The 25,652-nt window shown below is 66.6% G+C and carries 22 protein-coding genes and 1 pseudogene; 4 read left to right on the forward strand and 19 right to left on the reverse strand.

Annotated elements, in window-relative coordinates:
• Positions 1–13 precede the first annotated feature (13 nt).
• Positions 14–1,504: a SulP family inorganic anion transporter gene (locus ROSELON_RS12960; protein WP_025312782.1), complete on the reverse strand. Its 1,491-nt coding sequence runs from the start codon at positions 1,502–1,504 to the stop codon at positions 14–16.
• A 277-nt stretch (positions 1,505–1,781) separates the two neighbouring features.
• Here ROSELON_RS12960 and ROSELON_RS12965 point away from each other — a divergent pair, with 277 nt between their 5' ends.
• Together ROSELON_RS12965 and ROSELON_RS12970 are read left to right on the forward strand one after the other, a co-directional pair.
• A complete protein-coding gene (locus ROSELON_RS12965; protein ID WP_025312783.1) occupies positions 1,782–2,699 on the forward strand; it encodes a BKACE family enzyme in 918 nt (305 codons plus the stop codon).
• Positions 2,696–4,099 carry a carnitine 3-dehydrogenase gene (locus tag ROSELON_RS12970; protein ID WP_025312784.1) on the forward strand — a complete coding sequence of 468 codons (1,404 nt, stop codon included), beginning with the start codon at positions 2,696–2,698 and terminating at the stop codon, positions 4,097–4,099. Before ROSELON_RS12965 ends, ROSELON_RS12970 begins: the two co-directional genes overlap by 4 nt.
• 35 nt (positions 4,100–4,134) lie before the next feature.
• On the opposite strand, the gene ROSELON_RS12975 is transcribed toward ROSELON_RS12970, so the two are convergent.
• Both ROSELON_RS12975 and ROSELON_RS12980 read right to left on the reverse strand, forming a co-directional pair.
• Positions 4,135–4,581, reverse strand: coding sequence for a YqaA family protein (locus tag ROSELON_RS12975; protein WP_051508417.1), 447 nt, complete (start codon positions 4,579–4,581; stop codon positions 4,135–4,137).
• A gap of 116 nt (positions 4,582–4,697) precedes the next feature.
• A complete protein-coding gene (locus ROSELON_RS12980) occupies positions 4,698–6,104 on the reverse strand; it encodes an MATE family efflux transporter (RefSeq protein WP_025312785.1) in 1,407 nt (468 codons plus the stop codon).
• Between the two features lie 151 nt (positions 6,105–6,255).
• Between ROSELON_RS12980 and ROSELON_RS12985 the strand changes: the two genes are divergently transcribed.
• Both ROSELON_RS12985 and ROSELON_RS12990 read left to right on the forward strand, forming a co-directional pair.
• The gene (locus ROSELON_RS12985; RefSeq protein ID WP_025312786.1) at positions 6,256–7,860 is read left to right on the forward strand and encodes a phospholipase D family protein; all 1,605 of its coding nucleotides are present in this window, start codon (positions 6,256–6,258) and stop codon (positions 7,858–7,860) included.
• Positions 7,861–8,094: 234 nt separating this feature from the next.
• Positions 8,095–8,721, forward strand: a complete 627-nt coding sequence (locus ROSELON_RS12990) for an HdeD family acid-resistance protein (protein WP_025312787.1) — start codon at positions 8,095–8,097, stop codon at positions 8,719–8,721.
• A 57-nt stretch (positions 8,722–8,778) separates the two neighbouring features.
• Here ROSELON_RS12990 and ROSELON_RS12995 read toward each other — a convergent pair whose 3' ends face one another.
• From ROSELON_RS12995 to ROSELON_RS13065, 16 genes and pseudogenes are all read right to left on the reverse strand, one after another.
• The gene (locus ROSELON_RS12995; protein ID WP_025312788.1) at positions 8,779–9,222 is read right to left on the reverse strand and encodes a c-type cytochrome; all 444 of its coding nucleotides are present in this window, start codon (positions 9,220–9,222) and stop codon (positions 8,779–8,781) included.
• Positions 9,219–10,187, reverse strand: coding sequence for a flavin monoamine oxidase family protein (locus tag ROSELON_RS18805; protein ID WP_342665294.1), 969 nt, complete (start codon positions 10,185–10,187; stop codon positions 9,219–9,221). The genes ROSELON_RS12995 and ROSELON_RS18805 overlap by 4 nt, the downstream gene beginning before the upstream one ends.
• 136 nt (positions 10,188–10,323) lie before the next feature.
• A pseudogene (locus ROSELON_RS19095) lies at positions 10,324–10,851 on the reverse strand (FAD-dependent oxidoreductase); the annotation flags it as partial.
• 12 nt (positions 10,852–10,863) lie between these two features.
• Positions 10,864–11,574, reverse strand: a complete 711-nt coding sequence (locus ROSELON_RS13005; RefSeq protein WP_025312789.1) for a cytochrome c oxidase assembly protein — start codon at positions 11,572–11,574, stop codon at positions 10,864–10,866.
• Positions 11,575–11,590: 16 nt separating this feature from the next.
• Positions 11,591–11,908 carry a hypothetical protein gene (locus ROSELON_RS13010; protein WP_025312790.1) on the reverse strand — a complete coding sequence of 106 codons (318 nt, stop codon included), beginning with the start codon at positions 11,906–11,908 and terminating at the stop codon, positions 11,591–11,593.
• The gene (gene ctaD / locus ROSELON_RS13015; RefSeq protein WP_025312791.1) at positions 11,905–14,466 is read right to left on the reverse strand and encodes a cytochrome c oxidase subunit I; all 2,562 of its coding nucleotides are present in this window, start codon (positions 14,464–14,466) and stop codon (positions 11,905–11,907) included. Before ctaD ends, ROSELON_RS13010 begins: the two co-directional genes overlap by 4 nt.
• On the reverse strand, positions 14,463–15,518 hold the full coding sequence (coxB, locus tag ROSELON_RS13020) for a cytochrome c oxidase subunit II (RefSeq protein WP_025312792.1): 1,056 nt from the start codon (positions 15,516–15,518) through the stop codon (positions 14,463–14,465). The genes ctaD and coxB overlap by 4 nt, the downstream gene beginning before the upstream one ends.
• Positions 15,518–16,015, reverse strand: a complete 498-nt coding sequence (locus ROSELON_RS13025; protein WP_084613786.1) for a c-type cytochrome — start codon at positions 16,013–16,015, stop codon at positions 15,518–15,520. Before ROSELON_RS13025 ends, coxB begins: the two co-directional genes overlap by 1 nt.
• A 6-nt stretch (positions 16,016–16,021) precedes the next feature.
• On the reverse strand, positions 16,022–16,846 hold the full coding sequence (locus ROSELON_RS13030; protein ID WP_245605347.1) for a c-type cytochrome: 825 nt from the start codon (positions 16,844–16,846) through the stop codon (positions 16,022–16,024).
• A 12-nt stretch (positions 16,847–16,858) separates the two neighbouring features.
• The gene (locus ROSELON_RS13035; protein ID WP_084613788.1) at positions 16,859–19,360 is read right to left on the reverse strand and encodes a GMC family oxidoreductase; all 2,502 of its coding nucleotides are present in this window, start codon (positions 19,358–19,360) and stop codon (positions 16,859–16,861) included.
• A gap of 69 nt (positions 19,361–19,429) precedes the next feature.
• Positions 19,430–19,930, reverse strand: coding sequence for an MgtC/SapB family protein (locus ROSELON_RS13040; RefSeq protein ID WP_025312796.1), 501 nt, complete (start codon positions 19,928–19,930; stop codon positions 19,430–19,432).
• Between the two features lie 23 nt (positions 19,931–19,953).
• Positions 19,954–21,552, reverse strand: a complete 1,599-nt coding sequence (locus ROSELON_RS13045; RefSeq protein ID WP_025312797.1) for an alpha-amylase family glycosyl hydrolase — start codon at positions 21,550–21,552, stop codon at positions 19,954–19,956.
• A 3-nt stretch (positions 21,553–21,555) separates the two neighbouring features.
• Positions 21,556–22,410 carry an SDR family oxidoreductase gene (locus ROSELON_RS13050; protein WP_025312798.1) on the reverse strand — a complete coding sequence of 285 codons (855 nt, stop codon included), beginning with the start codon at positions 22,408–22,410 and terminating at the stop codon, positions 21,556–21,558.
• A 31-nt stretch (positions 22,411–22,441) separates the two neighbouring features.
• Positions 22,442–23,449, reverse strand: coding sequence for an SDR family oxidoreductase (locus ROSELON_RS13055; protein WP_025312799.1), 1,008 nt, complete (start codon positions 23,447–23,449; stop codon positions 22,442–22,444).
• Between the two features lie 182 nt (positions 23,450–23,631).
• Positions 23,632–24,429 carry an SDR family NAD(P)-dependent oxidoreductase gene (locus ROSELON_RS13060; protein ID WP_025312800.1) on the reverse strand — a complete coding sequence of 266 codons (798 nt, stop codon included), beginning with the start codon at positions 24,427–24,429 and terminating at the stop codon, positions 23,632–23,634.
• A gap of 87 nt (positions 24,430–24,516) precedes the next feature.
• Entirely contained in the window at positions 24,517–25,650 is a 1,134-nt protein-coding gene (locus ROSELON_RS13065) for a mechanosensitive ion channel family protein (RefSeq protein ID WP_051508420.1), read from the reverse strand.
• Between the last annotated feature and the right edge of the window lie 2 nt (positions 25,651–25,652).

Genomic DNA, 25,652 nt, shown 5'->3' on the forward strand with positions numbered 1-25,652 from the left:
GCCGTGTCTTCCCCTAGTGATCGGTCAGCGCATCCATCGCGCCGGGCTTGTCATGGATGGCCAGCTTGTCGACCAGCGTTTCGGTGGCGTCGTTCATGCCGACGACCTCGACCTCGGCCCCGTCGCGACGGAATTTCAGGATCGCCATGTCCAGCGCCTGAACCGAGGAAATATCCCAGATATGGGCATGGCTCACGTCGATAACGACGCGCTCGGGCGCTTCGCGAAAGTCGAACGCGTCCATGAAATCCTCGACCGACCCGTAGAAAAGCTGCCCCTCGACATGGTAGGTGCGCACCCGGCCATCGGCGCTGATCTCGCTGCGCACGCGGAACAGCTGCGCGATCTTGCCGGCGAAAAAGATCCCCGACAGCAGAACGCCTACCAGCACCCCGATGGCGAGGTTATGGGTGTAGACCACCGTCGCCACCGTCGCGATCATCACGATCGAGGAGGAGCGCGGATGCACCCGCAGCGCCTTGATCGACGACCACGAGAACGTGCCGATCGAGACCATGATCATGATCGCCACCAGCGCCGGCATCGGGATCACCGACACCAGATCGCCCAGGCCCACCACCAGGATCAGCAGGAACACGCCCGCCACGAAACAAGACAACCGCCCACGCCCGCCCGATTTCACGTTGATGATGGACTGGCCGATCATTGCGCAGCCCGCCATCCCGCCGATGAACCCGGTCGCGGTATTGGCCAGGCCCTGGCCAATGCATTCCTGGTTGCGATCCGATTTCGTGTCGGTCAGGTCATCGACGATGTTCTGGGTCATCAGGCTTTCCAGCAGGCCCACCACCGCCACTGCGATGGAATAGGGCAGGATGATCGCCAGCGTCTCGAAGGTCAGCGGAATGTCGGGGATCAGGAAAACCGGCAGCGTGTCGGGCAATTCGCCCATGTCGCCCACCGTACGCACGTCCAGCCCCAGCGCCAGCGTCAGCGAGGTCAGCACGATGATCGTCACCAGCGGCGATGGAACGGCCGTGGTGATCCGCGGAAACAGGTAGATGATCGCCAGCCCGAACGCCACCAGCGCATAGGTCAGCCAGGTGACGTTGCGCGGGTCCAACTCGGGCAGTTGCGCCATGAAGATCAGGATCGCCAGCGCGTTCACGAAGCCCGTCATCACCGATTTCGACACGTAGCGCATGACGAAACCCAGCTTCAGCGCCCCCGCGCCGATCTGGATCAAGCCTGCAAGGATCGTGGCCGCCAGCAAATATTGCAGGCCATGGTCGCGCACCAGCGTCACCATCAGAACCGCCGTGGCCGCCGTCGCGGCCGAGATCATGCCGGGCCGCCCGCCGGTGATGGCGGTGATCACGGCGATGGAGAAGCTGGCGTAAAGCCCGATTTTCGGGTCCACGCCCGCGATGATGGAAAAGGCGATGGCCTCGGGGATCAGGGCCAGCGCCACGACCAGACCGGCCAGCAGGTCGCCACGAATATTGCCCAGCCACTGGCCGCGATACGCGTCGAGGGAGATCATGTTTTGCCTGTCCGTTTGCGATGCTGTGGCGGGCGCGCATCCGTCGTCTTGCGCCCACGCTGTTGCCGTCTCGGGTCGGGGCCGGGCACCAAAGGGGCCTCGGCCCGGAAACCGGATGGACCCGACCGCGTTGCGGCGGCGCATAAAGCCTTTGGGCCGCGGGGGCAACCGTGGTGTCGCCCTTGGCGTGCGCGCCCCTCTTTCTATCCGGCGGAAAAGCGGTCACTCTCGCCGGGCAGGGGGTAAGGCGCAGGGCCCCGGCACACGGGAGGATGAGATGCCATTGACCATGAACCGTGAGGTTTTCATCACCTGTGCCATCACGGGGTCGGGCGCCACGCAGGACCGATCCCCCCATGTGCCACGCTCGCCCAAGCAGATCGCCGACAGTGCCATCGACGCGGCCAGGGCCGGGGCGGCCATCGTGCATTGCCACGTGCGCGATCCCGAGACAGGGGCGCCGTCCCGCCGTCTGGATCTCTACCGCGACGTGACCGAGCGTATCCGCGCCGCCGAGGTCGATGTCGTCCTGAACCTGACCGCCGGAATGGGCGGCGACATGGTCTTTGGCCCGACCGAGGCGCCCCTGCCGCTGAAGGCCGACGCGACCGACATGATCGGTGCCACTGCCCGCATGGCCCATATCGCCGAATGCCTGCCCGAGATCTGCACGCTGGATTGTGGCACGATGAATTTCGCCGAGGCCGATTACGTCATGACCAACACGCCCGGCATGCTGCGGGCCATGGGGCGGATGATGACCGAGTTGGGCGTCAAGCCCGAGATCGAGGCCTTCGACACCGGCCACCTGTGGTTCGCCAAGCAGCTGGTGGAGGAGGGCACGCTGGCCCCGCAGGCGCTGGTGCAGCTGTGCATGGGGGTGCCGTGGGGCGCGCCGAACGACCTCAACACGCTGATGGCGATGGTCAACGCGATCCCGCCCGACTGGACATGGTCGGCCTTTTCGCTGGGACGCGATCAGATGCCTTATGCCGCCGCGGCGGTGCTGGCCGGGGGAAATGTTCGCGTCGGGCTCGAGGACAACCTGTTTCTCGACAAGGGCGTTCTGGCCACCAATGCGCAACTGGTCGACCGCGCGGTCACGGTGATCGAGGGCATGGGCGCGCGGGTGATCGGCCCGGATGCGGTGCGCGCCCGGCTGGGCCTGACCAAGCGCGCCCCGGTCCCGTCATGAGGGGCGCAAGGAAGGCCGCGATCGTCGGGGGCGGCGTCATCGGCGGCGGGTGGGCGGCGCGGTTCCTGCTCAACGGTTGGGATGTCGCCGTTTTCGACCCAGACCCCGAGGCCGAACGCAAGATCGGCGAAGTTCTGGCCAATGCCCGCCGGTCCCTGCCGTCGCTCTATGACCGGGCGCTTCCGCCCGAGGGCAGGCTGAGCTTCCATGACGACCTCGCCGAGGCCGTGACCGATACTCATTGGGTGCAGGAAAGCGTGCCCGAACGCCTCGATCTCAAGCACGCGGTGCATGCCGATCTGACCCGGTTCGCGCCCGAGATGGCGGTGATCGGGTCCTCGACCTCAGGGTTCAAACCCTCGGACCTGGCGCGCGAGGGCGCGAGCGTGATCGTGGCGCATCCGTTCAACCCGGTCTACCTGCTGCCCTTGGTCGAACTGGTGGGCGCGGCCGATCACCGCGCCCGCGCCAGCGCCATCCTGCGGGAGGTCGGGATGTTCCCGCTGAACATCCGGCACGAGATCGACGCCCATATCGCAGACCGCCTGCTGGAAGCGGTCTGGCGCGAAAGCCTGTGGCTGGTCCAGGACGACGTCGCCACGACGCAGGAAATCGACGAGGCCATCCGCATGGGCTTTGGCCTGAGATGGGCGCAGATGGGCCTGTTCGAAACTTATCGCATCGCTGGCGGCGAAGCCGGCATGGCACATTTCATGGCTCAGTTCGGCCCGGCGCTGCGCTGGCCGTGGACGAAACTGACCGATGTGCCCGACTTAACCCAGGAACTTGTCGACCAGATCGCGGCGCAATCCGATGCGCAATCGGGGCATATGTCGATCCGGGAGTTGGAACGCCTGCGCGATGACAACCTTGTCGGCATCCTGCGTACGCTCAAACGATCGCAGAGCGGGGCCGGTGCCACGATCACCGCCCATGAGGCCGCCTTGCCCGCGCCTCTGACGGTCCGGCGCAGAGTGCCGCAAAGCTGGGCCGATGCGCAGGGTCGTGTGAGCGAGGCGCAGGTCCTGCGGCTGGCCGCGCAGGCGCAGGATCGTTTGCGGCAGGTTGTCGGCTGCGATGTGGCGGGCGGCGTGGCGGATTGGGGCTTGGCCGCCCGCGAAACCGCGTTGTGCCATACCCATGGGCTGTCGGCCGGAGACAATGTGTCGGTCGACACGCATGTGGTCCGGGCCGATGGTATCGATTTGCGTCTGCGGCATCGGATCGCGAAGGATGATGGCACGCTGTGTGCCACGGTTGAAAGTGGGCTTGTCCATGTGGATCTGGCCACAGGGGCGCCCTGTTTTCCGCCACAAGCCGTCGCCGCGCGACTGCGCCAGATGGCCGGCGTCCCGGCCGTGCCGCCGGATGCGCCGAGCACGGGCCAGCGGCCCGGCTGAGACGCGCGCGGATGCCGCGCGGCACGCGCCCGCCGTCAAAGCAGTTGCATCACCGCCCACGCACCGAGGCCAAGCACAAGCACGATCAGCACGATACGACCCGTAGGAATGTCGAGTTCCGCAATGCGGGGGCCGAAGAGATGTGCCAGTGCCGCAAGTCCGAAATACCGGATGCCGCGCGAGGCCGCGATCGCCGCGATGAACAGCGGAAAACTCCCCTCGACCGCGCCCGCGCCCAATGTGGCAAGCTGCATCGGGGCGGGCGAGAACGACACGAGGAACACCGACCAGAAAAAGCCGCTCCCCTCCAGGTTCTCGGACATGGCGTTGAAATCCTCCAGCAATCCCATCCATTCCAGAACGGGCCGCACCACGGGATCGAACAGCCACAGGCCCACCCCATAGAACAGCGCCGCCCCCAGCAGGCAGCCGACCCAGATCGACGCCGCAATCGTGGTGGAATGGCGGTGATGGCCGACCATCGAGGGGGGCGACGACGGTTTCCAGCGGAATGGGCACCACCGTGCTTTCGGCAAAGGACAGGGCGCCCAGCCCGGTCCGGTGGCGGGCGAGCCGCTCGGTCAAGGGGCGGACACGGTCAGCCATGGCGGGGCCTCGACAGACGTTGCATGGCGGCGGCCGGGGCGGTCAGAAAACGCCATCGCGCCCGCGTCAGATCGTTGACCTGCGTGGCCGACAGGGCAAGCCATGCGCCCATCGCGTTGGCGATCACCGCGGCCGCCAGAATGCCGGCATAGCCGAACAGGCTGACGCCGAGCCAGGCCAGGGGCACATAGAACAGGCCGATCCGCGTCAGGCTCAGCCCCAGCGCCCAGGCGGCGCGCGACCGCGCCGTCAACGCGGCATTGGCCGCGATCACCAGGCCATAGCCTGCAAGGCTCCAGCCGACGATGCCCAGATATTGGGCGGTGAACTCGGCGGCGGTTCCGCTGTCGGTCATCAGCTGCGCAAGCGGCATGGCGAAAACCCAAAGCGCCAGACCGGCGATCAACCCGTAGGCGACGGCAAACCAGGTGCCGATGCGCACGGCCTCGCGTGCCCGGTCGGGCAATTCGGCGCCCCAGGCCTGGCCGACGATCGGCGCAAGGCCCGCCGACAGGGCGAAGAACGGCACCAGTGTGACCGATTGCACGCGCGCGGCGGCGCCAAAACCCGCGACGGCCTGATCGCCCACCGTGGCCACGGCCGCGGTGACAAGGGCCATGCCGGCGGGATTGATCGCGCGCGACAGGGCGGCGGGCAGCCCGACCGATGTCATCTCGGCAATCGATGCCCGCAGGCTGGGTCCCTCGCATCGCGCGGCGCTTAGGCGGCCGCGGCGGATGGCCAGCGCAAGGACCACCGCCCCGGCAATCGCCCGTGCAATCAGCGTCGCGATGCCCGCCCCGGCCATGCCGAACGCTGCGATAGGGCCCCAACCAAAGACGAACAGCGGGGTCAACGCGATGTTGAGCACCGCCGTCAGCACCATCATCGCCGAGGGCGTGGCGCCGTCGCCTGCCGCGCGGAAGGCGGCATTCAGGATCATGGTGACGACCAGGATCGGAAAGCTGGCCGCCCACCACGGAATATAGGCCAGAACCGCGTCCAGAACCGCCCCGCGCGCACCCAGCGCGGCAAAGAGCCAAGGCGCGGACAGCGCCAGCAACGCAGCGATGGCACACCCCAGCGCCGCCCCGAAGCCCGTGGCATAAAAGGTCATCCTAGCCACGTGGGGGCGCGGTGCCTCGCGACCGATCGCCTGGGACAGCGCCGTGTTCGCCCCGGCGCTCATGCCGATGGAAAAGGCGCTTACGGCGACAATGACCGGATAGACGAAGCCGATCGCGGCCAGTTCCGCCTCGCCCACGCGCGCCAGGAAATACGCGTCGGCCAGGCCAATCAGCAGCACGCCCAGAATGCCGAGCGACATCGGCGCGCTGATCTTGAGCAGGGCGCGGGCGACGGGGGTGCGGGTCAGGGTGTCGGGGGCGGCGTCGCTCATGATGCGCGCCGGCCCGTTGGTCGGGGGATGTCATGCGGTTTCATCCTGCGTGAACGCGATTGCGGGCGTCCCGGTTCCATGGGTCATGACACCAATCTGCCGTGCGGGGAACATGCGCGACCCAAATCCGTTATCCTTGCAACACAAGACCATGTTCCCCGATGCCGCCATTCGAAAGGCCAAGATGCTGACGCAACCCCAATCCGATACCGACCTCGACCCCGAACCGTCCATCCTTCCCCTGATTACCGCTGCCGAGGTCTATCCGGCGATGGAGCGCGCCTTTCTCGAGGCGCAGCACGAAATCTGGGCCGGATACCGGGTGTTCGATCTGTTCACGCGGCTGCGCAGCCCCGAGGGCCGCGCCATCGGCGACACTTGGTTCGACCTGATCACGCACACGTTGCGCCGCGGTGTGCATATCCACATGGCGCTGTCGGATTTCGACCCGATCATGGCGACCGCGCTTCACCGCGACACATGGCGTTCGATGCGGGCCTTTCTGGCGGCGGCCGAACTGGCGGGCGAGGGGGCGAAGCTCGACCTCGTGGCGGCCGCCCATCCCGCGCGCGTGGGCCGCCCGCACCGGCTGCTGTTCTGGCCATGGGTGCGGCGGCGTCTGAAGGAAACGGTCGATGGGCTCAATGCCCTCGACCCGGCCACCCGCGACCGCCGGCTGCATCACCTCCCGGGGTTGGCCCGCCATGTCGAGCGTTGCGACACAGGCGCCTTGCGGCCGAAGAAATGGCCGCCTGCCGACCTGCTGCCGGCCACGCATCACCAGAAGATAGCGGTCTTCGACCGGCATCTGCTGTGTGTCGGTGGGCTGGATCTGGACGAACGCCGCTATGACGACCCCGAGCATCGCCGCCGCCGCGACGAGACCTGGCATGACGTGCAGGTCATGGTCCGCGGCGGCCCGGCGGTCGACGAGGCGCAGACCCATCTTGAGACATTCCTCAAGGTCACTGCGGGCCACAGCGATCCGCCGCCGGCCACGCATCTCTTGAGCACCCTGTCGCGAAAGCGCCAGGTCACCACGCCGTTCATGGGGCCCAAACCCCTGCGACGCACGCTCGAGGCCGCTCATCTGGCGCGGATCGGGTCGGCGCGGCGTCTGATCTACCTGGAAACGCAGTTCTTCCGTGACCACGGCATCGCACAGGCCCTCGCCCGTGCCGCGAGGTCAAATCCCGATCTAAGGTTGGTCCTGGTGCTGCCCGCAGCCCCAGAGGACGTGGCCTTCGACGGCAAGACCTCGATGGATGCGCGCTACGGCGAAGGGCTGCAGGCCGCCGCGATCCAGACCGTAGAGCAGGCGTTCGGCCCGCGTGCCGCCATCTGCTCGCCCGTGCGGCCGCAGGCCTTCGACAGCGGCGGGCGCGATTGCAGCGCGGGATCGCCGATCATCTATGTCCATGCGAAGGTCTCGATCTTCGACACGACAAGCGCGATCATCTCCTCGGCCAATCTGAATGGCCGCAGTCTGCAATGGGACACCGAGGCGGGGATCGAACTGACCGATCCCGCGCTGATCACCGACTTTCGCGCGCGCGTGCTGACCCATTGGCTGGGCGACCCACCTGAGGAGGATTTTACAAATCCCGACACGGCGGTGGCCGCCATCAGGGCCCGCGCACAGCGCAACCTCGAGGTCGCCCCCGAGGAGCGCAAGGGATTTCTGGTGCCCCATGACCCCGAACCGGCGCGGGCCTTTGGCCGTCGCGCGCCGGGCATTCCACAGGCGATGGTCTGACGGTCGCGCGCGCGGGTGATGCCGCGCTCGGTCCCCCGCCGTGACCCATTCTGCTCAGATCCAGCCCCGTTTGCGCCGCAAGGGCGACATGCCGCGGGCGGGGGCGCAGCAGCGTGCGACCTCGATGGTGTGCGGCGGATCCCGATGCGCCGATCTGTCCGGGCGAACGGCGGAACCAGCGGGGCCGCCCGCGCATTTTCCTGTCAGACGACTTCACGCACAAAGGGGTTTCCCATGTCCAGCAACGAGTTTTCCGACCAGATGCCGCGCCAGGACGGCGATCCGCAGGCGCAGGCAGCGGCCTATGATGCCGGCCGCCACGCAGGCGCGAACCAATGGGTTCTCTACGCCCTTGGCATCATCTCGATCCTTGGCGGCGTCATCGCCATCGCGATGCCGCTTCTGGGAACGTTTGCGGCGGCGTTCGTGGCCGGCGCGGCCCTGGTGGCCAGTGGCTTGATGGGCCTGCTGACCGCGTTTCGCCGTCACGAAGGATGGCACGTCGCCGCCGCCTTCGCCGTGGCGCTTTTGTCGATCGTCGTCGGCGTGCTGATTTTCCTGCAGCCTGTCGCGGGCGTCTTCGCGCTCACGACCTTGGTCATCGCCTGGTTCGGGGCAAGCGGCCTGTTGCGCATCTGGTACGGCGCGAAGAGCCTCGGCGCCAACTCCGGCTCGGGCGGCGGCTGGATGCTGGCTTTCGGCATCCTGTCGGTGGCGGTCGCGGTGATGCTCTGGTTCGGCCTGCCTTTCAGCGCCACATGGGTTCTGGGCGTGCTGCTCGGGATCGATCTGGCGGTCTGGGGCGCCTTGATGATTGCGCTTGCCGTGCGCATCGGGCGCGGCCTGCCCGCCGCCGCTTGATGGGGTCGCGGCAGCGGCTGCGCGCGCGCAAAGTGTCATGTGCCGCGCGTATGACACTCAGGGTGCGGGCGCGTCGCGCAGGGCCGCGACATCGGCTTCGGTGACGGTCGCGTCATAGCGGTTGCCGAAATTCTGCTGGATGTAGCTAACCACCGCGACCACTTGCGCATCGCTGAGCCAGTCGCCGAAAGCCGGCATTGCCGCCTGTCCATTCAGCAGGATCCATGTCGGATAGCGAAAGCCCGCTAGCCGGGGATTGGCCGCCAGCGGCGGATAGGCCGCCGCGCCGACAGCGCCCTGGCCCTGCGGCTGATGGCACCCGGCGCAGGCCGTCCGGTAGAGCGTCGCGCCGTCTTCGGCCAGAAAGCCCTCGGTGGTGGCACCCAGGTCGGCCGAGGCGCCCGAGGTTTCGCTGTGCCGGCCTTCCTCGCTGTCCTGGGCGGCGACCGGCAACGCGGCCGCCAGCGTCAAGGCCGTGCAGGTGGTGGCAAATCGGGTCATTGGCCATCTCCTTGTTGCGTGGAGTACAGCCCGCTGGCGGCAACCTCGTGCAAGCGGCGGATCGCATCGAGCGCCGAGAGGATCGAGCCCTCCTGCCAGCCCGGCAGATAGCTCAGGTGTTCGCCCGCGCAGACGATCCGGCGGTCGACCCGGGCGGCCGCACGGTAGCTTTCGCCCCTCTCGTCCCAGTTCGAATAGCATCCCAGCATCCAGGGAACGCGATGCCAGCTCAACACCACGCCGGTGTCGAATTCCTCGCGCGCCTCGGGGTGGATCTGCTCGACCTGTGACAGGATGCTTTCCAGCCGCTCGTCGGGCGACATGGAGTTGTAGGCATAGGCCTGTGGCCCGTAGATATACCCGCCAAGCAACACGCCCGGTCCGGAGGAATGCATCTCGTTCGAGGGATAGCCGATTTCGGCGATGGGCAGGTCGGTAAAGGTGATCCCGCCGTAGATCGCATGGTCGCTTTCCCAGAAGCGCCGGCGCATCTGCAGCCCCGCCTTGACCGACTCATGATAGTGCAGTTCCCGCATGGCGGCGCGCATATCCGCCGACACATCGACCTCGAGTTGGCTGAGAACACTGAACGGGATGGTGCATACGCACCAGTCTGCCGTGGCGCGCCGGATGTCGCTCCCGGCGCCGTCCGAGGCGTCGTATTCAACCGTCACCCCGCCATTGTCCTGCATGATCCGCGTGACGCGGGCATTGTAGGTGATGAGATCGCCAACCTGGCGCTCGAACCCGTGTGGGATTTCCTCCATGCCGCCGATCGGCTGGAACATCGGGGCATGGTGGCGATAGGTGGTGTGGTTGCGCAGGTACTGCCAAAAGCGCGACGAAACGATGTCGCCCAGGTCGATCGGGCGTTCGGCCATCGGCTCGGCGTTCATCCACCCCCCCGCCGGGCGCGCCGTCATCGGGATAGCCGCGATAGGACGACACATCCAGACGCTCGACATAGCGGTAGCGGTCGTCCAGAACGCCAAAGCTCTTGAGGCTTTCCAGCACCATCTCGGCGTCCTCTTGCGTGATCTGATCGCTGAACGCGCCCTGGTTCACGCCCTTGGCAAGCATTTCGCTGATGCCACCGACATAGTCGGCCCAGATCTTGTGATAGCGCTGTGGCCGGCCATCGAAGGCGCGGATCGAATGCACATAGGCGTTCTGGTTTTCCTGCACGAACACCTCGAGCGGCACGTTCAGGCGGCGGCAATAATCCAGAACGGCCCGGTGATGATGCGGAATGCGCCACGGCCCGATATTGATGTACTGGCCCTGTGCGAAATTCGCCGTCTGCCGGTAGCCGCCCAGTTCCTCGACCTCGTCATTCGCGCCAAGGGTCCAGCAGCGTCCGCCGGCGCGGCGCTGATACTCGAGGATCTGAACGTCGTAGCCGGCATTGCGCAACTCGTAGGCGGCCGTCATCCCCGCAAGGCCCGCGCCCAGGATCAGGACCCGTGCCCCCTGGGGCGCGCCTTGCAGGTCGGGCGGCCCGTCGTAGGGCGAGGGCAGGGCATGGCCCATCGCCGTCATCGCGCCCATCATCGCGCTGGCGCCGCCGGCCATGCCGATCAACTGCAGAAGGTCGCGCCGGGACATCTGGAACGGGGTGTCGTCTTGCATGGGGCTTCTCCTTCACGAGGTCGGACGGTCGGGGTGGGTGTCGCGGAAGAACCGCAAGGTGAGGTTGGCGATCGAGGTCAGGAACAAGGCCCCGCCCGCGACCCACATCAAGGCACCGGCCAGCTGCTGATCCGCCAGGGCCGTGAGGCCATAGGGCGGTGTCGTGGCGATGTGCCACCCATGCCAGGCGGCCGGGGCCAGCGTCAGAAGGGTGGCGTAGAGCGTCAGCTGCGCGCCCGTCAGCGCCGCGGCGGGCAACGCGCGCTCGGGGCGCGCACGCATGGTTGCAAAAAGCAGCGTCGCAGCGGCGAACAGGCTGATATGCATCGCCCAATAGGCGCCATCGCTTTCCAGCGTCGCCTGGTAGGGCGCAGGCGCATGCCAGACCCAGAACAGACCGGCGAACAGCGCCGCGAAAGGCAGGGGCGGCCAGCGCAGGCGGGGCAGCGCTGCGGCCAGGAGCGGCGCCGCCACCAGCGTCAGAAGGATATGCTGGCCCACCCGTGCCGAGAACAGCGCGATCGAGGCGGCGCAGAGCGGCGAGACGAACAGAACCGTCACAAGACCCCAGGCCATCGCAAAGCGGAGGCGGTTTTCGGCAATGCGCCACCCCAGGACCCAGACGAGCGCCAACCCGATCAGAAGCGTGGGCTCCAGGGTCCAGCGCGACCACAGTTCGGCGGGCAGGGGCGGGGCACCGCAAAAGGGAATGTATGTGTCCATCGTGTCCTCCATTGGCTCAGCCCGTGCATCCCGGCAGCACTGCGATCGGCCAGGCATTGGCGAAGACAGCCAGAAGCGAGATCAGCGCCGACCACCAGGCAGCCTGTGCAAGCGCCAACGCCTCGGCACGCCGACGGCGGCGTCGGGCGCTGATCAGGAAGGCCAGGCAACCAATGCCGGCAAGGCCCGTCAGCAGCGCCACGATCGCGGCCATCGTGTCGGCCTCGAGCAGGCCCCGGGGCGCGCAGGCCGCCGAAATCAGCGCGTAGACGGCTGCGAATTGCAGGGCCCAGATCAGTACGGGGCCGAATATCGACAGGCTGGCGCGGGTCATTGCGGCGTCCCCGCGACAAGGAACGCGCCGGCCGTCACCAGCGCCATGACCGATACGACCTTGCCATAGCTGCCCAGCAACAGGTCGGGCAGGCCCTGGCTGGGGTGAACGGCCCCCACTGCCTTGCGAAGGGCATTGAACAGGGCCCAGTACAGCGCGACGCCGAACACCGCCGCCAGGAAGGCGCCCATGGCCCAGCCCACGGCGGCAAAGGCGGTGCTCCAGGGGTCAACCGGCAAGAGTGCGCGGGCCATGGTGTAGGCAAGGGCGCCCAAGATGGTGGCAAGCAACAGGTTCAAGGCGCCGCTCATCCACAGTTGCGCGCGCGCGGCGGCCCGACCGGTCATCCAGCTCAGCGCGAAAGCGATCACGCCCAGTCCCAGGGACATAAGGGCGAAGATGCGCTCGGGGCGCTGTGTCTGTTCGGCCGAGACGGGCTGCGTGTTCCACAGGTAGAGACCGGCGAACAGCAGCGACGCGTACAGGGCGGACAGGATCAGGTTCGTCCCGATGAGGCCCACATGCAGATGGCTGCGTTTGTCCACGGCATTGACCGGCAGACGCAGCCCCTCGAGGCCGATGTCGCGGGCGACGCCGCTGTCCGAGGGTTCCCACACCCACCCGGTGATGCCGACAAGGGCAATCAGCGCGCCGACACCGCACAGCCAGTAGACCCCGGCCAGCGTGGCGGCGAACAGAATGGCCAGGCCGGTGGCCGAAAGCAGCGGAAACCAGGTCGGGTGCGGCAAGCGCAGGATCTGGATCGGCTCGCCGCTGATCGGGTCGCAGCCCAGCGTCTCGCGGCGATGGTCGGGGTAGCGGCGCAAGGCCCCGTCGACCTCGGCGGCCGGTCTCTCGGTCAGCTCGGGCTGATCCCAGAGCGGTTCTCGCGAGGTGACGCGCGGAATGGCGCGGAAATTGTAGCCCGGTGGGGCGGGCGCATAGAGCCATTCCAGCGTGGCCGCGCCCCAAGGGTTCCGGCCGGCCGGCTTGCCCACGCGCTGGTGGCGGAAGAAATCCCAGATGAAGACGGCGATCCCGGCGGCAAGGATGAAGGCACCGACCGTCGACAGCATGTTCAGCCGGTCCCATCCGATATCGGCGGGATAGGTCGCCACCCGCCGCGGCATGCCCCGCATACCCGTCAGGTGCATCATGAAGAATGCCAGATTGAAGCCCGCGAACATGAGCCAGAAAACCCATCTGCCCAAGGTCTCGGACATCATGCGGCCGGTGAAATGCGGCACCCAGTAATAGAGGGCGCCGAACATCGGAAAGACGAACCCGCCGATCAGCACGTAATGCAGATGCGCCACCACGAAGTAGCTGTCATGGGCCTGAAGGTTGAAGGGCACGGCCGCAAGCATGACACCCGTCAGCCCGCCAAGCACGAATATGAAGAGGAAGCCCAGGATGAACAGCATCGGCACCGTCAGCCGCGGTTTTCCCAGGGTCAGCGTGGCGATGAAGCAGAAGATCTGCACGCCCGTCGGCACCGCCACCATGGTCGAGGCCGCCGAGAAAAGGGTCAGCGACATTTCCGGCAGGCCCGTGGCGAACATGTGATGCGCCCACAGGCCAAAGCTGAGAAAGGCCATGGTCACGATGGCCGCCACCGCGAACCCGTAGCCGAACAGCGGCTTTCCCACGAAGACCGGCAGCATCGTGGCGACCATGCCGGCCGCCGGCAGGAAGATGATGTAGACCTCGGGGTGGCCGAACAGCCAGAAAAGGTGCTGCCACAACAGCGGATCGCCACCCAGAGCGACATCGAAGAAGGGCAGGTTCAACAGCCGCTCGGCCTCGAGCAGGATCGAGCCGATGATCAGCGGCGGAAAGGCGACCGCGATCATGAAGGCGGCGGCAAGGAAATACCACATCAGGATCGGCATGCGCGTCAGCGTCATGCCCGGCGCGCGCGAACACAGGATCGCAGCGATGATCTCGACGGCGGCGGTCACGCTGGCGATTTCGGCCAATGTGATCCCGATCAGCCAGAAATCGGCCGACAGCCCCTCGGTGTAGGCGCTGGTCGACAGCGGCACATACATGAACCAGCCGCCCGCGGGCGCCGCATCGAACAGAAAGGACGACAGCACGATGATTCCGCCGAAGAGGTAGCACCAGTAGCCGAAGGCGCCGAGCCGTGGAAACACAAGGTCGCGCGCCCCGATCATCAGCGGGATGAGGTAGACGGCAAACCCCTCCAGCATCGGGATCGCGAAGAGGAACATCATGATCGTTCCATGCATCGTGAAAAGCTGGTTGTAGGTTTCGCTGTCCAGAAAGGTGTTTTCCGGCACCAGCAGTTGCAGCCGCACCAGCAGGGCGAACACCCCTGCGATCAGGAAGAAGATGAAACCGGTGATCAGGAACCGCTTGCCGACGACCCGGTGCGAGACCGAGCTGATGACCCGCCAGCCCGGCGGTTGCGCCCAGATGGCCTCGAAATCCTTGCCCTGCGCGCCCTTGGGCGCGCGGTCATAGGCCGGCTCCTGCGCCTCGGGTTGCGGGACGACGTCACTGTCGCGGCCGGTGTCATGGGGAATGTCGGTCATCGCAGGCTCACCAGATAAGCGGAAAGGTTACGCAGATCCGGGCCGCTCAGATGGTTGTAAGAGGGCATCTGCGCACCCGGTTTCATGTCCTGCACATCGGCAATCCAGCCCGCGACATTGCCCTGGTTCATCCGCCACATGCCGGCCCCGAGCGAGGCACGAGAGCCCAGCCGCGTGAGATCCGGCCCCAGACGCCCGCCCTCGGCGACGCCGCGGATCTCGTGGCAGGCGGCGCAGCCCGCCGCGAGGAACACGTCGCGTCCCGCCAGCAGGTCGGGGCGGGCGGCATCACGGGCCTCGCCTTGAGTGTCCCACAGCCACTGAGCGAAGGCCTCGGCGGGCAGCACCGTCACCTCGAAGGCCATCAACGGGTGCGACAGGCCGCAGAACTCGGCGCATTGGCCGCGGAACTGGCCGGTTTCGGTCGCGGTGATCGTCAGCTCGTTCACGCGCCCGGGGATCATGTCCATCTTGCCCGCGATCGACGGGACCCAGAAGGAATGGATCACATCCGCCGAGCGTAGCCGCAGCGTCACGGGCTGGCCGACCGGCAGGATCAGTTCGTTCGCATCTCGCAGGGCGATGCCCTGGGGGTCATAGACGACATCCCACCAGAACTGGTGGCCGGTGACCTCGATCACCAGGGCGTCGGGGTGGTCTCGGGTGGTGGCGACCAGCGCCGCGGTCGAGGCCAGCATCAGCGTCATGATCGCCACCAGCGGCAGGACGATCCCGCCCGACCAGACCCACCAGTGCCCTGCGGGACGGTGACGCGCCCAGGCCAGCCAGACAAGGCCCATTACAGCCACGAAGACCAGGCCGAACCCGATCGTCATCCACAGGGTGAGGTCATAGATGCGATCCGCGCCCAACCCCGCGACGGTCAGGCTGGATTGAGAGCCGAAGATGTCGAGGGCCGATCGCTCGCCCAGAGCCGCGAGCGCCTCTTGCGCCGTGTCCGGGCGCGGGACCGGCTGCAGGGGTGCCTCGGCTTCGAGACCCAGCGCCTCGCGCAGGGTGCGCCCCCCGAGGATATCGAACTCCTCGTCCATCAGCGCCCCCTGAGCGTATAGAGATAGGCCGCCATGTCGCGCGCTTGCGCCTCGGTCACGCCGAGGTCGGGCATCGCGGTTCTGGGGGCGTGGACCACCGGGTTCACGAGCCAGCGCACCAGCCCGTCGGGGGTGTTCGGCAACACCCCGGCGACATAGGCGCGGTCCGCGAACCCGCCCAGATGCGGCCCGACCGAGCCGCGCGCTCCGGTCACGCCGGGGATCGTGTGGCAGGCACCGCAGCCATGGGCGATCATCGCGCGGGCGCCGCGATCGGCATTCGCGCCATAGATCCGGATTGCCGCGCCGTCCCAGTCGGGATGGCCGTCACCCGGACCGTCGCGATACCATTGCGCCAGATCGGCGGCGGTCTGGTCCACGGTGTCGGCCAGGGCGCGCCACATGCCGTCGCCGGGACGCATCGCGGCCCAGCTCATCGCGATCACCGACAGCACGATCAAGGCCAGCACTATGGCGTATGTGCGGAGGCGTCTCACAGGGGGTCACTCGGTCCGGGCGGTCATGTCGACTTCGATGGCGATCTCGGCCTCGCCGCGCTCGGCCGGACGGACGCGGGCGTAGTATTCCGACACGGCGCGCATGTCCTCTTCGGTCATCTTGTCGGCGATGGCGGACATCACGTTCATGGCGTCGTTGTCGCGCACCCCATCGGCCCAGAGTTGCAACTGATGCGTCATGTAATTGGCGTATTGGCCGGCCAGATAGGGCACCGAGGGGGGCATGCCCGTGCCCGAGGGGCCGTGGCAATTCACGCAAGCCGGGATGCCCCGTTCGGCCGAGCCCACCGCGCCCAGTTGACCGCCCCATTGCAGCATGCCGGGGTCGATATCGCCCATCACCGGGGCGTAAGGCGCATCGATGGCCGCATAATAGGCCGACACGGCCTCCATTTCATGTTCGGTCAGACGTTCGGCGACGCTGCTCATCACGTCGTTCGGGCGCGCGCCCGAGGCGTAGTCGATCAGTTGCTTGTAGAGATACCAGCCCGATTGCCCGGCAAGCCGTGGAAAGGCGCCCGAGCCGTCGCCCTCGCCCTCGACGCCGTGACAGGCGATGCAGGCCATCCCCGACCCACCGGCCTGCGAGCCGCCCATGGCGACCAGCCGTCCGAGTTCCAGAAGGTCGTCGGTGACGTCGCGCTCGACCTCGATACGAAAGCGCGATCGGTCGTCGACGAGCATGGCTTCAAGCTCGGAAATGGCAGGATCGGCGGCGTAATCCTGTGCATTGGTCAGCATTGGCACGGCCATCGCTGCGGCGAGGGCGGTGGCGGCTCCGGTGATCATGACAGTCTTGCGCGTCGACATGGCGATCCTTTCTCAGGCGTCCATCAGGGGGCGCGGGTTGGGGAGGTAGTCGCGTTTCATGTGCTCGAGCGTCCAATACGCGAGCCCCATGAGCGGACCGGTGGGGTTGTAACCCAGGTTCTGCGGAAACAGACACGCGCCGAAGACGAAGACGTTGTGATGATCCCACATCTGGCCATAGCGGTTGACGACACTGGTCTGCGGATCGGTGCCGATCACCGCCCCGCCGACATTGTGGGTCGTCTGGTAGGGCACGATGGAATAGTCGTTGCCCTCGGCGGCGAGGTTCACGCTCGAGACCGAGGTGACGTTGTCCATCTCCTGCGCGATCTCGACGGCGCGGGTCATGACATAGTCCGACATGCGCCGATCGTTCTGCGGGAAGTTGAAGGTCATGCGCAGGAGCGGCCGCCCATAGGCGTCGGTCCAGGTCGGGTCGAGATCGAGGTAGTTCTCGGGTGTCGACATGCTGGATCCGTGGATCACCAGATCGGCATGGCGCGCATAGCTCTCGCGCACTGCGCGTTTCCACTCGGCCCCCCAGGGCGGCGTACCCTCGGGCACCGGCTGATAGCTTATCGGCCGCCCGTGATACTGTTTGCAGGCGATATAACCACCGCCCACGAAGCCCAGCTCGGCATGGTCGAAATTGTCGCCGTTGAAATCATCCACCACGACCCCGAGCGCGCCCGCCCCCATGAAGGGATCGGTCTGCACGCTGTCGTCGAAAAAGGCATCGACGGCCGCAATCGTCTGATAGCTGTAGTTTCGGCCCACCGTGCCTTGCCGCGTCTCGGGGTCGTAGGGCCGACCCAGTTCCGAGACCAGCATCAGGTGAACGTTCCACAGCGCATAGGCGTTGAGACAGACCGTGTCGGCCGGCTGGAACACCTCCAGTCCGTCCTCGTCGAGATAGACGACGCCGGTGGCTGTCCGACCGTCGTTCGACTTGGTCACGCGCAGCACCTGCGCATCGAAGCGGATCTCGAAATTCTCGTGATCCTTGATGCGGTCGTAGACACAGATGATGGGATCGGCCTTGGCCATGTAGCCACAGCCGAAACGTTCGCAAAAGCCGCAATAGGGGCAGGGGTGCAGCTGCGCACCATAGGGGTTTTCGTAGGCCGCCGTGACATTGGCCGACGGCATCGGGAAGGGGTTGTAGCCCAACCGTTCTGCCGCCTGGCCGAAGAGCGTATTCGAGATCGGCTGCCGCATGGCGGGGTTGGGGTAGTCATTGGCACGGACGCCTTCGAACGGGTTGCCGCCTGCGCGGGTTTCGCCGTTCAGGTTGCCGGCATACCCCGCCGCGCCGCAAATCTTCTCGAAGAAGTCGAAATGCGGCTCCAACTCGTCATAGCTCACGCCCCAGTCCTGAATGCTCAGGTCTTCGGGGATGAACTGCGCGCCATAGCGGGCCTCGTAGTGACTGCGCATTTCCAGGTCCGAGGGCAGGGGCCGCCAGATCTGGCCATTCCAGTGGATGCCGGCGCCCCCCAGTCCCGTGCCGGGCAGGAAGGAACCCAGCCGCCGCATCGGCAGCGCACGCTGATCGCGGCGGTTGCGGAAGGTCAGCGTTTCCTTCTTCACGTCCTGCATATGGCCGTAACGCAGCGCGTATTTCAGTTCGTCATGCTCTGCCGGGCCGGCGAAATGGGTCGCATCGTGGCGATGATGGCCGCGTTCCAGCACGACGCAGCGCTGACCGGCATGGGCGAGCTCGTAAGCGGCCGTCAGCCCGGTCCACCCGCCGCCGACGATGACGACATCCGTTTTGGGCAAGCGCCGATCAGCCATCGCGCGTCCCTCCGGTCGGAATGGGGCGTGGCGGGGTGGCGCGGCCACGGCGCTGATGGGCGATGCCCAGTCGGGCGGGGGCGGGGCCGAGGGGCGGTGATCGTCCACCCGGTCGAGATAGTAGGCATGAGCGCCGGGAAAGCCGACCATGCGCCATCCCGCATAGTCATGATTGCCCAGATAGATCGGGTCGGCGAAATAGCCCTCGTTCGTGAGGCTGTGCAGCAGGGTGAAGAAATCGGTTGCGGGCATGTCGCCGCCGATGGGCTGGCGCCGTTCCGACAGTGCCTGGACAAGGTCTGCGCGGCCGCGCGCATCCAGATCGAAAATCGGGGTGGTTTCGGTGGTCAGTGCGTCGATGCCCCCCAGCAGCAGCTCGGCCGGTGTCATGTCGATCTGCCAGCCCTGTTGCGGCGTGCCGTCGTAGAACGGCGCTTGCAGGTACAGACCTTCGCCGCGGCCATAACCCGTGGCCATCTGCAGGTCGATGAAATCGACCACACCGGCCTGGCTAGCCGAGGGAAACTCGTCCTCGGGGATGAACACGTCGCAGGCGGCCGCAAGCCAGCGTGCCTGCGTGTCGGTCAGGATGGCCCAGGGACGTGTGTCGGATTGGGCGAAGGCATGGCGCGGAATGGCGGGAAGCCCGATCGCGGCGGCCACGCCACTTGCCCCGGCAGCCTGCAAAACGGCACGACGTGAAAAGGAATTGGGCATCTGGCTCCTCGTGGACTGACCCTTGGGTTGAAAACGTCCCCGGTCTGCTCGGGTTCCGGAAAAAATGCGCTACAGCTTGCGGCGGTCCTCTTCGGGGCTGCTGTGCGCGTGATCCTCACCGAGCTTGACAAGGCGAATGATGACCAACGCAAGGAGCGTGGTGGCACCCGCCATGAACCAGAAGCCGAACCCCGCGCTCAGCCCGATGGCGGCCGCCAGCCAAAGGCTGGCCCCGGTGGTCAGACCCTTCACCTTGCCGCCGTTGAAGATGATCATTCCGGCCGCCAGAAACGCCACGCCGCTGGTCACCGCCTCGATCAGGCGCAGCGGGTCCATCGCGACGCGGTCGGTGTATTCGTCGGCCCCGTCCAGAACCTCGAGCATGATCAGGCAGTAAAGCGATGCGGCCAGCCCCACGAGCATATGCGTGCGCAGACCCGCCGGGCGTTTGCGCGACTCCCGTTCCAGGCCGATCAGGCCGCACAGAACCAGCGCGCCGGCCAGCCGCAACAGGACCACCTGCCACGGCAGCGCGGTAAGGGTCAGGACTTCATCGAGAATGGGTTGCATGTGGCGGGCTCCGTTTTGCGGGGTCAACCCGTCCGCCCGTCCGCCGGTTCCAGCCACCACGCGGCGCTGCGCGGCGCCAGGGCGCCGCCCGGTCCCGGCGGGGCGCTCTGCAGGATCGACGCGCAGGGGGCGGTGGGCGCGACCTCGGGTGTCCAGTCGCTGTCGCGCAGGTTGACGGCCAGCAGCAGACGCGCGTCGCCCGTCTCGATCCGCGCCCGGATCGTTCCGTCCGGGGCATCAAGCAGGCTCATCCTGCCACCCGACAGCGCATGGGCGCGGCGCAAGGCAAGCGCCTGTTTGTAAAAGGACAGGACCGAACCGGGGTTTTCCGCCTGCTGGGCCGCGCCCCCATCCTCGGGGGGGTGGATGGGCAGCCACGGACGGTTGCCGCTGAACCCGCAGCGGGGCAGCGTGGCGTCCCAAGCCATCGGCGCGCGGGCGCCGTCACGACCCATAGGCTGGGGCCAGTACATCCGGTCATAGGGATCATGGAGGTCGTCCAAGCCCAGCTTTGCCTGAGGCTGCCCCAGTTCCTCGCCCTGAAACATCAGCAGCGGTCCCGGCAAGGCGCAGAGCAGCGTGGCGAAAAGTTTGGCGTCCCGCGCCGTGCCATCGCCATGGGCCGAGACGTGGCGCGGCTGGTCGTGGCAGGACAGCCACCACGCCAGCCCCCCATCGCCGTCCAGTCGGGTCAGGACATCGGCCAGGACCTCTTGCGTCGGGCCGCGCTCGGGCAGATCGACGGTGTAGGCCGCATCGAGGCGTCCGTCTGCCGTGACGTCGCGCAGCACCTCGATCGAGCGGGGGCCGTTGTTCACCTCGCCCAGCAGGAACGCAGCCGGTCCGGCCATCTCGCGCAGGCGGGTGCAGAACGCGGCGCAATCCTTGGGCATGACGTCGTGGCGATGGGACTGATACGTAAAGGGGTTGCTCGACGGCCCGGGGATCAGCGCGGCTTGCGCGTCGGTGGCCGCCGGGTTGTCGCGGAAGGCGCGGTCGTGAAAGAAACTGGTGACCGCGTCGTAGCGAAACCCGTCCACACCACGATCGAGCCAGAAGCGCGTGATCTCACCCAGCCGCTGACCGACCCGGGTGTCGTAATGGTTGAGGCAGGGCTGACAGGGCAGGAACTTGGTCAAACAGTATTGCCGACGCTGCGGGTGCCAGCGCCAGGCGGGGTGTCCGAAGAACGAGACCCAGTTCGATGGCGGGCTGCCATCGGGTTTGGGGTCGGCCCAGACATAGACATCCTCATACCCCTCTTCGCGCGCAAGCGATCTGGCGAACCAGTCATGGGTGTCCGAGGTGTGGTTCAACACCAGATCGACCATCACCCGCAGCCCGAGCGCGTGCGCACGGTCAAGAAGATCGTCGAAATCCTGCATCGTGCCAAATCGCGGGTCCACGGCGCAGTGATCGGCGACATCGTAGCCCCCGTCGCACATCGGCGAGCGAAAGAACGGCGAAAGCCAGATCGCGTCGACGCCCAGCGACGCCACGTGATCGAGCCCCTCCACGACCCCGCGAAGGTCGCCCTCGCCGGTGCCCGACGTATCGCGGAAGGACCGCGGATAGATCTGGTAGATGACCGGGTTTTCGGGCCGGTCGCCCTGCAATGCCACCGCTCAGGATCCGACGATCACGCCGCCATTGGGGTGCAGCGTCTGGCCGGTGAAATAGGCGCCGTCATCGGAGGCCAGAAAAAGATACGAGGTCGCGACCTCCCATGGCTGGCCGGGACGCCCCATGGGTACGTGTTCGCCGAACCCCTCGACCATCTCGGCGGGCATCGTGCCGGGGATGAACGGCGTCCAGATCGGGCCGGGCGCCACACAATTGACGCGGATACCGTCCTCGACCAGCTGCGTCGCGATGGAGCGCGAGAACGCGGTGATCGCGCCGCGGGTCGAGGAATAGCTTATCAGCTTTCCGTTGCCCTTGAACGCATTGACCGATGCGGTGTTGACGATGCTGCCGCCTTCGGGAATGTGGTCGATCGCGGCCTGCGTGCAAAAGAAATAGCCCATGACATTGCTGTCGAAGCTGCGGCGCAGGTGGTCTTCGGTGATCGCGTGCAGGTCCATCTCCAGCCATTGCTGCGCGGCATTGTTGACCAGAATGTCGATACCGCCCAGCTTGTCGGCCAGGTGGTTGACGGCGTCGAACGCCTGCGTCCTATCTCCGATGTCGGCGCGCACGGCATGGCCTTGCGTCCCTTCGTTCTCGATCAGGCGCAGCGTGTCCTGGGCATCCTGGTCCTCTTGCAAATAGATGATGCCGATATCGGCCCCCTCGCGGGCGAACAGCACGGCAACGGCCCGACCGATGCCGCTGTCGCCGCCGGTGATGATCGCGCGCTTGCCCTTCAGCTTGCCCACACCGCGATGGCGCGGCGTGTAGTCGGGGGCGGGGTGCATCTTGTGTTCATCGGCCGGCATCGTAGTCTGGGACTGGCCGGGGATCGCGGATTGCTTGGACATTGGATTTCTCCTGAGGCGCGGAATGGGCGTATCAGCGGGGAAGACGGGTTTTGGCGATGGCCGAGCCAACGGCGAGCCCGAGCCCGAGCGCCACAAGCGGCAGGCCGAAGAACACGCCCATGCGCGCCTGGTCGCCATCGACGATCAGGCCGGTGTCCTGCGCGCTGTCGCCGTAGCTGCCGCGGGCGTTTGCGCCGATGCTTTCGACCGGGCGGTGCAGATTGTCGGGCCGATCACCAGGATCTGGCCGGTCCGATTTCTGCTGCTCGGTACCGGCACGGGCCAGCACACGGTCCATGACGTCCGGCAGGACCATGTCGCCAAAGACCAGTTGCAGCACGGATTGCCCGACCAGAAGCTCGCGATTGCCATCCCTGACCGCCTGCAACACGGCGCGGGCGGCCAGTTCGGGCTGGTAGATCGGCGGCGCGGGTTGCGGTCGTGTTTCCAGCCGGTTCTTGGCCCAGTCGAATTGCGGCGTGTTGATCGCCGGCAGTTGCACGACGCCGATGGTGATCTCGGATCCGTTATGGATCAACTCGGACCGGACCGACGACAGAAAGCCGTTGATCGCATGCTTCGAGGCACAATAGGCCGACTGCCACGGCACCGAGCGATAGCCCAGCCCGGAGCCCACCGTCACGATCTTGCCGACCCCGCGCGCCTTCATCAGCGACAGGGCCGCGCGGGTCCCGTTCACCACGCCGAGGAACGTGGTGTCGACGATGCGTTCGAACTCTTCTGGGGCCATCCTGTCAAAAGGCGAAAAGCTGGTGAGCATCGCGCAGTTGATCCAGACGTCGATGGGGCCCAGACCCTCTTCGAAGGCCGAGGCGGCACGCGTCATCTCGCGGGCATCGCCCACATCGACCGGCAAGGTCATGACGCGCGCGCCGTAGGCATCGGCGACCTCGGCCAGCCGGTCGCGGCCGCGGGCGATGACACCCACCTTGTAGCCTTCGGCGACAAGGGCGTCGACGGTAGCGCGGCCGACCCCTGCGGTGCCGCCTGCAACGACGGCAATCTTCTCGGTGCTCATGATATCCAATCCTTCTGCTTGAGGAGGCAACCGCCGAAACCGGGGGCGGTTCCCGGCCGGTTGCAGCGGGGCCATGTAAGGCCCGTGGCCGCCCGGCCCGGCGCGACAGCCACAGCGCCGCGCAGGATTGCGGGAGCCGGATGCACGCGGGGTTGGTGCCCGTGCGATGGGGGTCGCCTGCCTCAGACGGCCATTGTCGCGACCGAGCCGCCATCGACGCGATAATTCGCCCCCACGACGAAACTCGCCTGGTCCGAGCACAAAAAGGCGATGGCGGCGGCGACCTCTTCGGGCTTGCCGCGGCGCTTGAGTTCCAGAAAAGGGCGCTCTTCGTCGAGAAAGCGCTTCACGGCTTCGTCACGGCCAATGCCCTCGGCCTCGGCGCGCTTGTCCATCATGCCATCGGTCATCGGCGTTTCGATAAAGGCCGGCGACACGGTGTTGACCAGAACACCGCTGGCCGCGGTGACCCGGCTCAGCGCCTTGGCGAAATTCAGCAGCCCGGCCTTTGCAACGTTATAGACGACCTCGTCGGCATAGGGCTGTACGGCGTTTTCCGAGGAGACGATGACGACCCGGCCCCATCCCTTTTTCTCCATCGGTGGCACGAAACCGCGCAGGGTTCGCACGACAGACATGAAATCGACATTCCACGCTTCGTCCCAATCGCCATCGGTCATCTCGAGCGGATGGCCCTTGGCGCCGGTCACGCCGGCGGCGCAGACGACGATGTCGGGCAGGGTAAAGCGCTCCTGTACCGTTTCGACAAGGCCCTTGACCTGGTCGGTCTCGCCCAGATCCGCCTGCAACGCGTGCGCCCCCTTTCCAAGCGCCTCGGCGGCGTCGGCCACCTTGTCGCCGTTCAGGTCGACGAGGATGACGCGCGCGCCTTCGTCCAGCAGCAGGCGCGCCGTGGCGCGCCCGATCCCAGACGCGCCGCCCGTGATGAGCGCGGTCTTTCCGGTAAGGCCGAGGTCCATGATGTCAGTCTCCGTTTCGGTGATTGGCGTGGGTTGTGGTTGAAAAACCGGCGACAGGCGCGTGGGTTCCCGGCCCCATGCAGGTCGTCACGCGGCCTCTTGTGGTGATGTCGCGTTCCGGGCGCCGCCGCTCTGGTCGGGACGGTTCATGTCCAGTTCGCCACGCAGGCGCGGCAGGGCGTCGGGGTATTCGGCTTGCAGCCAGGCGATCAGTTTCTCACGCACCTCGCAGCGCAGATCCCAGGCCTGGGGCGAGGTGCGCGCGCTCATCAATCCGCGCAGGTGGATCGTGTCCTTGTCGGTATCGACCACCTGCAGGTTGACGACCTGTCCGTCCCAATGGGGCGACGTGCCGACGATGTCCTGCAGCTTGTCGCGCACCTCGGCGACGGGGACGGTGTAATCCATGTACCAGAACACCGCGCCGATGATCGACGCGCTTTCCCGTGTCCAGTTCTGGAATGGCTTTTCGATGAAGTAACTGAGCGGCACGACCATGCGCCGCCAGTCCCAGATGCGCACGACCACGTAAGTGGCGAAGATCTCTTCGATCCAGCCCCATTCGCCCTCGACGATCACCACGTCGTCGATCCGGATGGGCTGGGTAATGGCGATCTGAATGCCGGCGATCAGGTTGGCCAGAACCGGTCTGGCCGCAAGCCCCAGGATCAGGCCCGCAGCGCCGGCCGAGGCGAACAGGCTGACCCCGTAGCGCTGCACGCTTTCGAAGGTCAGCAGCACGGCGGCGACGGTGAAGATGCCCAGCACGATGTTCGAGGTCCGGCGCAGCACGCGCACCTGGGTGACGAACTTGCGCGCCACGAGATTGTCGTCAGTATCCAGCCGGTGCCGCCGGACGGCCCGTTCCGAGAAATGATTGACCAGCGTGATCGACGTCCAGCCGACAAAGACGATCAACAGGATCAGGAACAGGTGGCCGAGCGTGTCCTCCCACCCGAACGGCAGGTCGAGGCGCGGAATGACAAGGGCAAGCCCGCCCAGCACGAAGGCCAGCCGCAGCGGCCGGCGCGCCCGCCGGATCAACGAGCCGGCAAGACCACTGTCGGTATCGCCGATCCGCCCGATCGCACCGAAGGCGACGCGGTGCAGCAGCAGGGCCGCCAGCACCGTGAAAAGAAGGATCGCGGCGGGGGTGACGAAATCCGGCAGTTGACCCGCCGCCGTCGTCACCTCCGCCAGAATGGTTCGAAGGCGTTCCATGA

This window comes from Roseibacterium elongatum DSM 19469, assembly GCF_000590925.1.
GTDB classification, from domain to species: Bacteria; Pseudomonadota; Alphaproteobacteria; order Rhodobacterales; family Rhodobacteraceae; genus Roseibacterium; species Roseibacterium elongatum.